Annotated in this window: 1 protein-coding gene and 1 pseudogene; both read right to left on the reverse strand. The window is 39.2% G+C overall.

The window, feature by feature from the left end; all coding sequences use genetic code 11:
- Window positions 1-147, reverse strand: a 147-nt coding sequence (locus ABS784_RS17290) for a phosphoenolpyruvate-utilizing N-terminal domain-containing protein (RefSeq protein ID WP_352513443.1), incomplete at its 3' end; no start/stop codon positions are given.
- Window positions 147-237, reverse strand: a pseudogene (locus tag ABS784_RS17295) (phosphocarrier protein HPr); the annotation flags it as partial. The pseudogene ABS784_RS17295 and the gene ABS784_RS17290, both read right to left, overlap by 1 nt.

The raw sequence follows: 237 nt of genomic DNA on the forward strand, positions 1-237 counted from the left end.
GCTTTCGACAGATTGTTCAAAACGCTCAATTTCTGCTCGAATATTTTGTATTTCTTTTTTTGATACGGTTAAATCCGGCTCTTCTAGACGGTATGCCTTCGCAATAGCGATACCGTTTGATGCTGCAATCCCAGATAGCTGTATCATTATTCGCCTAACCCTTCTTTTTTGATTGTCTCTTCAATCGCTTGAAGTGCATCATTTTCATCAGCACCTGATGCTGTAACTTTAATGGTT

It is taken from the genome of Geobacillus sp. G4 (genome assembly GCF_040327975.1).
GTDB classification, from domain to species: Bacteria; Bacillota; Bacilli; order Bacillales; family Anoxybacillaceae; genus Geobacillus; species Geobacillus thermoleovorans.